At 70.6% G+C, this 5,659-nt stretch carries 3 protein-coding genes; 2 read left to right on the plus strand and 1 reads right to left on the minus strand.

Annotated elements, in window-relative coordinates; translation table 11 throughout:
- Window positions 1-25 precede the first annotated feature (25 nt).
- Window positions 26-3,727 (plus strand): discoidin domain-containing protein, encoded by a 3,702-nt coding sequence (locus EAD98_RS01410; protein WP_121652272.1) that lies wholly within the window; start codon window positions 26-28, stop codon window positions 3,725-3,727.
- Window positions 3,728-3,757: 30 nt separating this feature from the next.
- On the opposite strand, the gene EAD98_RS01415 is transcribed toward EAD98_RS01410, so the two are convergent.
- Window positions 3,758-4,528, minus strand: a complete 771-nt coding sequence (locus tag EAD98_RS01415) for a crotonase/enoyl-CoA hydratase family protein (RefSeq protein WP_121652273.1) — start codon at window positions 4,526-4,528, stop codon at window positions 3,758-3,760.
- A gap of 189 nt (window positions 4,529-4,717) precedes the next feature.
- On the opposite strand from EAD98_RS01415, the gene EAD98_RS01420 reads away from it, so the two are divergent.
- Window positions 4,718-5,569, plus strand: coding sequence for a Rieske 2Fe-2S domain-containing protein (locus EAD98_RS01420; RefSeq protein WP_121652274.1), 852 nt, complete (start codon window positions 4,718-4,720; stop codon window positions 5,567-5,569).
- Window positions 5,570-5,659: the final 90 nt, after the last annotated feature.

A 5,659-nucleotide genomic window follows, 5' to 3' on the forward strand; every position in this document is an offset into this window, starting at 1 on the left:
CCCCCGAAAGAGGTGTAGCGACCCCATGTCCAGAAACGGCACCAGACGAGGCACGCCGCCAAGCGCCGCGCCCACACCCGTCCCCCGAACCACCCGCAGCGGCCACCGACGGCTGCTCGCCGGCCTGCTCGCCGGAATGCTCGTCGCCACCGCCCCGGTCGTCACCCCCGCGGCCGGCGCGGCGCCGGTCGCCGACCCGTCCGCGGCCGCCGCGCGCGTGGCCATGCTCGCCGGGCTCTCCGCCACCATGACCGCCAGCAGCCACAACCAGAACTACGTGCCCGGCAACGCCAACGACGGCAACGCGGACACCTACTGGGAGAGCGCCAACAACGCGTTCCCGCAGTGGATCCAGGCCGACCTCGGCGCCACGGTCAGCGTGGACCGGGTCGTGCTGAAGCTGCCGCCCGCGTCGGCCTGGCAGACCCGCACCCAGACGCTCTCGGTGCTCGGCTCCACCAATGGGTCGTCGTTCACCACCCTGAAGGCGTCCGGCGGCTACACCTTCAACCCGGCCACCGGTAACACCGCGACCGTCACCTTCACGGCGGCCAGCACCCGTTACGTGCGGGTGCAGGTCACCGGCAACACCGGCTGGCCGGCCGCCCAGTTCTCCGAGGTCGAGGTCTACGGCGCCGTCGGCAGTCCCGACACACAGGCCCCCAGCGTCCCCGGCAACCTGGCGTACACCCAGCCCGCCAGCGGGCAGATCCGGCTCACCTGGTCCGCGTCCACCGACAACGTCGGGGTGACCGGGTACGACGTCTACGCCAACGGCGCGCTGCGCGGCAGCGTCAACGGCTCGACCCTCACGTACACCGACAGTCAGCCGACCAGCGCCACGGTCTCGTACCACGTCCGGGCCAGGGACGCGGCCGGCAACCAGTCGGCGAACAGCAACACCGTGACCCGGACCGGCACCGGCAACCCGCCGGTCGGCACCAACCTGGCGCTCGGCAAGCCGATCACCGCCTCCGGGTACGTGCACACGTTCGTGGCCACCAACGCCAACGACAACAACGTGGCCACCTACTGGGAGGGCAACGGCAACCCGAGCACGCTGACCGTGCAGCTCGGCGCGAACGCCAGCCTCAGCCAGATCGTGGTGAAGCTGAACCCGGACGCGGCCTGGGGGGCGCGTACCCAGAACATCACCGTGCTGGGCCGCGACCAGGCCTCGTCGACCTTCACCACCCTGGTCGGCGCGGCGAACTACACCTTCAACCCGGGCAGCGGCAACACGGTGACCATCCCGGTCTCCGGCGCGGCGGCCGACGTACGGCTCTCGATCGCCTCGAACACCGGCGCCCCGGCCGGCCAGGTGGCCGAGTTCCAGGTCATCGGCACCCCGGCGCCCAACCCGGACCTCACCGTGACCGGCATGTCGTTCACCCCGTCCGCGCCGGTGGAGACGAGCACCATCACGCTCTCGGCCACCGTGCGGAACGCCGGCTCGGCGTCCTCCGGCGCCACCAACGTCAACTTCTACCTGGGCGCCACCCGGGTCGGCACCGCGTCGGTCGGCGGCCTGGCGGCCGGCGCCTCGACCACGGTCACCGCCAACATCGGCACCCGTGACTCGGGCAGCTACCCACTGAGCGCGAAGGTCGACGAGTCGAACACCGTCGTCGAGCAGGACGACACCAACAACAGCTACACCAACCCCAGCCCGCTGGTGGTCAGCGCGGTCGCCAGCTCTGACCTGGTGGCGTCCGCGGTCGACTGGTCACCGGGCAACCCGCCCCCTGGCAGCACGGTCACCTTCTCCGTGTCGATCCGCAACGCCGGCAACCAGGCGTCCGCGTCCGGCTCGCACGGCATCACGCTGACCGTGCTCAACGAGTCCGGCGCCGTGGTCCGTACCCTCACCGGCGCGTACTCCGGCGTGATCAACGCCGGCGCGACGGTCGGCCCGATCAACCTGGGCACCTGGACCTCCGCGAACGGCAAGTACACCGTCCGGGTGGTGCTCGCCGTCGACGGCAACGAGCTGCCGGTCAAGCAGGCCAACAACACCAGTGACCGCCCGCTCTTCGTCGGGCGTGGCGCCAACCTGGGCTACGACATGTACGAGGCCGAGGACGGCACCACCGGCGGCGGCGCCGGGCAGGTCGGTCCCAACCGGGACATCGGCAACCTCGGCGGCGAGGCGTCCGGACGTCGGGCGGTGACCCTGAACAGCACCGGCTCGTACGTCGAGTGGACCACCCGGGCGGCGACCAACACCCTGGTCACCCGCTTCTCCATCCCCGACGCGCCGGGCGGTGGAGGCATCAACTCGACGCTGAACATCTACGTCAACGGCACCCTGCACAAGCCGATCAACCTGACCTCCAAGCACATCTGGCTCTACGGCGCGGAGGCCAGCCCGAGTGACTCGCCCAGCGCCGGCCCGCCTCGCCACCTGTACGACGAGGCGAACGTGATGTTGAACTCGACCATCCCGGCCGGCAGCAGGATCCGTCTGCAGAAGGATCCGGCCAACACCACCACGTACGCGATCGACTTCATCAACCTGGAGCTGGTCGCACCGCGCGCCAACCCCGACCCGGCCCGGTACCGCGTGCCGACCGGCTTCAGCCACCAGGACGTCCAGAACGCGCTGGACGCGGTCCGGATGGACACCACCGGCAACCTGATCGGTGTCTACCTGCCGGCCGGCACCTACGAGACCGCGCAGAAGCTCCAGGTGTACGGCAAGCCGATCACGGTGGTCGGCGCGGGCATGTGGTACACCCGCTTCCAGACGCCCACCGGCCAGCAGAACACCGACGCGGGCTTCCGGGTGGAGTCCTCGGCCAGCGGGTCGACCTTCTCCCACCTGGCCTTCTTCGGCAACTACACCATCCGTCAGGACGGGCCGGGCAAGGTCTGGGGTGAGCTGAAGGACGTCGACAACATGACGCTGGACAGCGTCTGGGTCGAGCACACCGTCTGCGCGTACTGGGGCGTGAGCGTCAGCGGGTTGACCATCCGCAACAGCCGCTTCCGGAACACCTTCGCCGACGGTGTGAACCTGACCAACGGCAGCACCAACAACCTGATCACCAACACCGAGGGGCGGTCGAACGGCGATGACGCGTTCGCTCTCTTCTCGGCCACCGACCAGGGTGCGTCGACCGGCAACAACGGCAACGTGTTCGAGAACCTCTCGGCCACGCTGACCTGGCGGGCGGCCGGGCTGGCGGTCTACGGCGGCTACAACAACATCTTCCGCAACCTGTACATCGCGGACATGTTGACGTACTCGGGGATCACCATCAGCTCGCTGGACTTCGGCTATCCGTTCATCGGGTTCGGCGCCAGCCCACCGACCCAGTTCCAGAACATCTCGCTGATCCGGGCGGGTGGGCACTTCTGGGGATCCCAGACATTCCCCGCGATCTGGGTGTTCTCCGCCTCGAAGGAGTTCCGCGGCATCCGGGTGTCCGACGTGGACATCGTCGATCCGACGTACACCGGCATCATGTTCCAGACCAAGTACAACGGGTCGCAGCCGGAGAACCCGATCACCGACACGGTCTTCACCAACGTCTCGATCAGCGGCGTCCGTAAGAGCGGTGACGCGTTCGACGCGAAGTCCGGCTACGCGATCTGGGCCAACGAGATGCCGGAACCCGGCCAGGGCCCGGCGGTCGGCTCGGTCACCTTCAACAACCTGCGGCTGACCAACAACTACCAGGACATCCGCAACACCACGACAACCTTCACCATCAACCGCAACTGATCTCACCGGTAGCCGATGCCGCCGGGAGGTTCACTCTCCCGGCGGCATCGCGCCGTGCCGACCCGCACCGGCGGCGAACCGGGCCGCGCCGGCCGCCGCGTCCGTGGCCAGCGAATCCATCCCGTACGCCAGTTCGGTCGCCATGGCCTCCGGCTCGGGCGTGCCGGCGCCGGCCAGCACCGACGCCCGGTCGTTGCGCAGGCAGGTCTGCGGATGCCGGGCGATCTCCGCCGCCAGTTCCTCGGCCACGGCCCGCGCCTGGCCGGGTGGCACCAACCGATTGACCAACCCCATCGCGTACGCCTCGTCGGCCGGCACCGGCCGGCCGGTGAGGATCAGGTCCATCGCGCGGCTCTCACCGATCAGCCGGGGCAGCCGGACCGTGCCACCGTCGATCAGCGGCACTCCCCAGCGGCGGCAGAAGACCCCGAGCGTCGCGTCGGACTCGGCGACGCGCAGGTCGCACCAGAGCGCCAACTCCAGACCGCCCGCCACCGCGTACCCGGAGATCGCCGCGATCACCGGCTTGCTCAGCGCCATCCGGGTCGGACCCATCGGGCCGTCCCCCTCCGGCTCTACCCGGTTGCCGCTGGGCGTGCCGATCGCCTTGAGGTCGGCGCCGGCACAGAACGTGCCGCCGGCTCCCCAGAGCACGGCCACCGCCGCGTCCGGGTCGGCGTCGAAGGCCCGAAAGGCGTCGGCCAGCGCCCGCGCGGTCGGCCCGTCGACAGCGTTCCGGGCCGCTGGCCGGTCCAGCACCACTGTCGTCACCGGCCCGGCGCGCTCCACCCGTACACCCATCGGCCCAGCATGCCCGCCGGACCGCAGCCGCCGCAGCCCCGCATCCCCCGCAGCCCGGCAGCCCTCGCAGCCCCCGCAGGCGATCATGCGACGCGCCGGGCCCGGGCCGAAAGAGCTGTCGACACGCCGTGCTACAGGTCTGTCACCGCCGACCGGTTTGCGACCGCGTTCGCCGGGAAGTCGGTACGGGTGCGAGCACTGTTGACGAAAGTTGAGCAAGCATCGCGGCTGGACCGAACGGGTGACCGGCTGCAGCGGGCGGTCCTCGCCACGCTGCGTCCCCGGCGACTACGGGACCTGCTGCACGGAGTGACGCTGGGGCATCCACTGCATCCGGCGATGGTGCAGGTGCCGGTGGGCGCCTGGATCAGCGCCGCGGTGCTGGACCTGATGCCCGGGCAGCGCCGTCCCGCCACCGTGCTGGTCGGTCTGGGCACCGTCAGCGCGCTGCCCGCTGCTGTCGCCGGGCTGAACGACTGGGCGGCGCTCTCCCGGGACCAGCGCCGGGTCGGCCTGGTGCACGCCGCCGCGAACACGGTCGGCGTGACGCTCTATGCCGGCTCGCTGGCGGCGCGGCTCTCCGGCCGCCACGGCGTCGGTCGTACCCTCGGGTTTATCGGGCTTTCCGCCGTGAGCCTCGGGGCGTACATCGGTGGCCACCTGGCGTACAAGCAGGGGGCCCAGGTCAACCAGAGCATCTCCGAGCTGCACCGGATGAGCGACGGCTGGCATTCGCTGGCCGAGATGGCGGCGCTCCCGCAACGCACGCTGGTCACCCGGGAGGTGGACGACGTCTCGGTGATCCTCTACCGGCACGGTGACGAGGTCACCGTGATGCTGGAGCGCTGCCCGCACCAGAGCGGGCCGCTCGGCGAGGGCGAGGTACAGGAGATCGACGGCCACGCCTGTGTGGTCTGCCCGTGGCACGGCAGCGCCTTCCGCCTGAACGGTGGCGAGGTCGTGCAGGGGCCGTCCGGCAACGACCAGCAGATCCTGCCCACTCGGGTCCAGGACGGCGTGCTGCAGACCCGCCTGCCCTGACAGCCGGCGAACGGACATCCGCCCGCTGCCCGGCCGCCCGCTGCCCGGCCGCCCGCTGCCCGGCCGCCCGCTGCAGCCGGTCACCCGTTC

Source organism: Micromonospora sp. CV4, assembly GCF_003667455.1.
Classification (GTDB): domain Bacteria; phylum Actinomycetota; class Actinomycetes; order Mycobacteriales; family Micromonosporaceae; genus Micromonospora.

Bases quoted from the DNA above. Each gene is read 5' to 3' on its own strand.
- EAD98_RS01415 (WP_121652273.1), bottom strand. From the start codon at position 4,528: ATGGGTGTACGGGTGGAGCGCGCCGGGCCGGTGACGACAGTGGTGCTG.
- EAD98_RS01410 (WP_121652272.1), top strand. From the start codon at position 26: ATGTCCAGAAACGGCACCAGACGAGGCACGCCGCCAAGCGCCGCGCCC.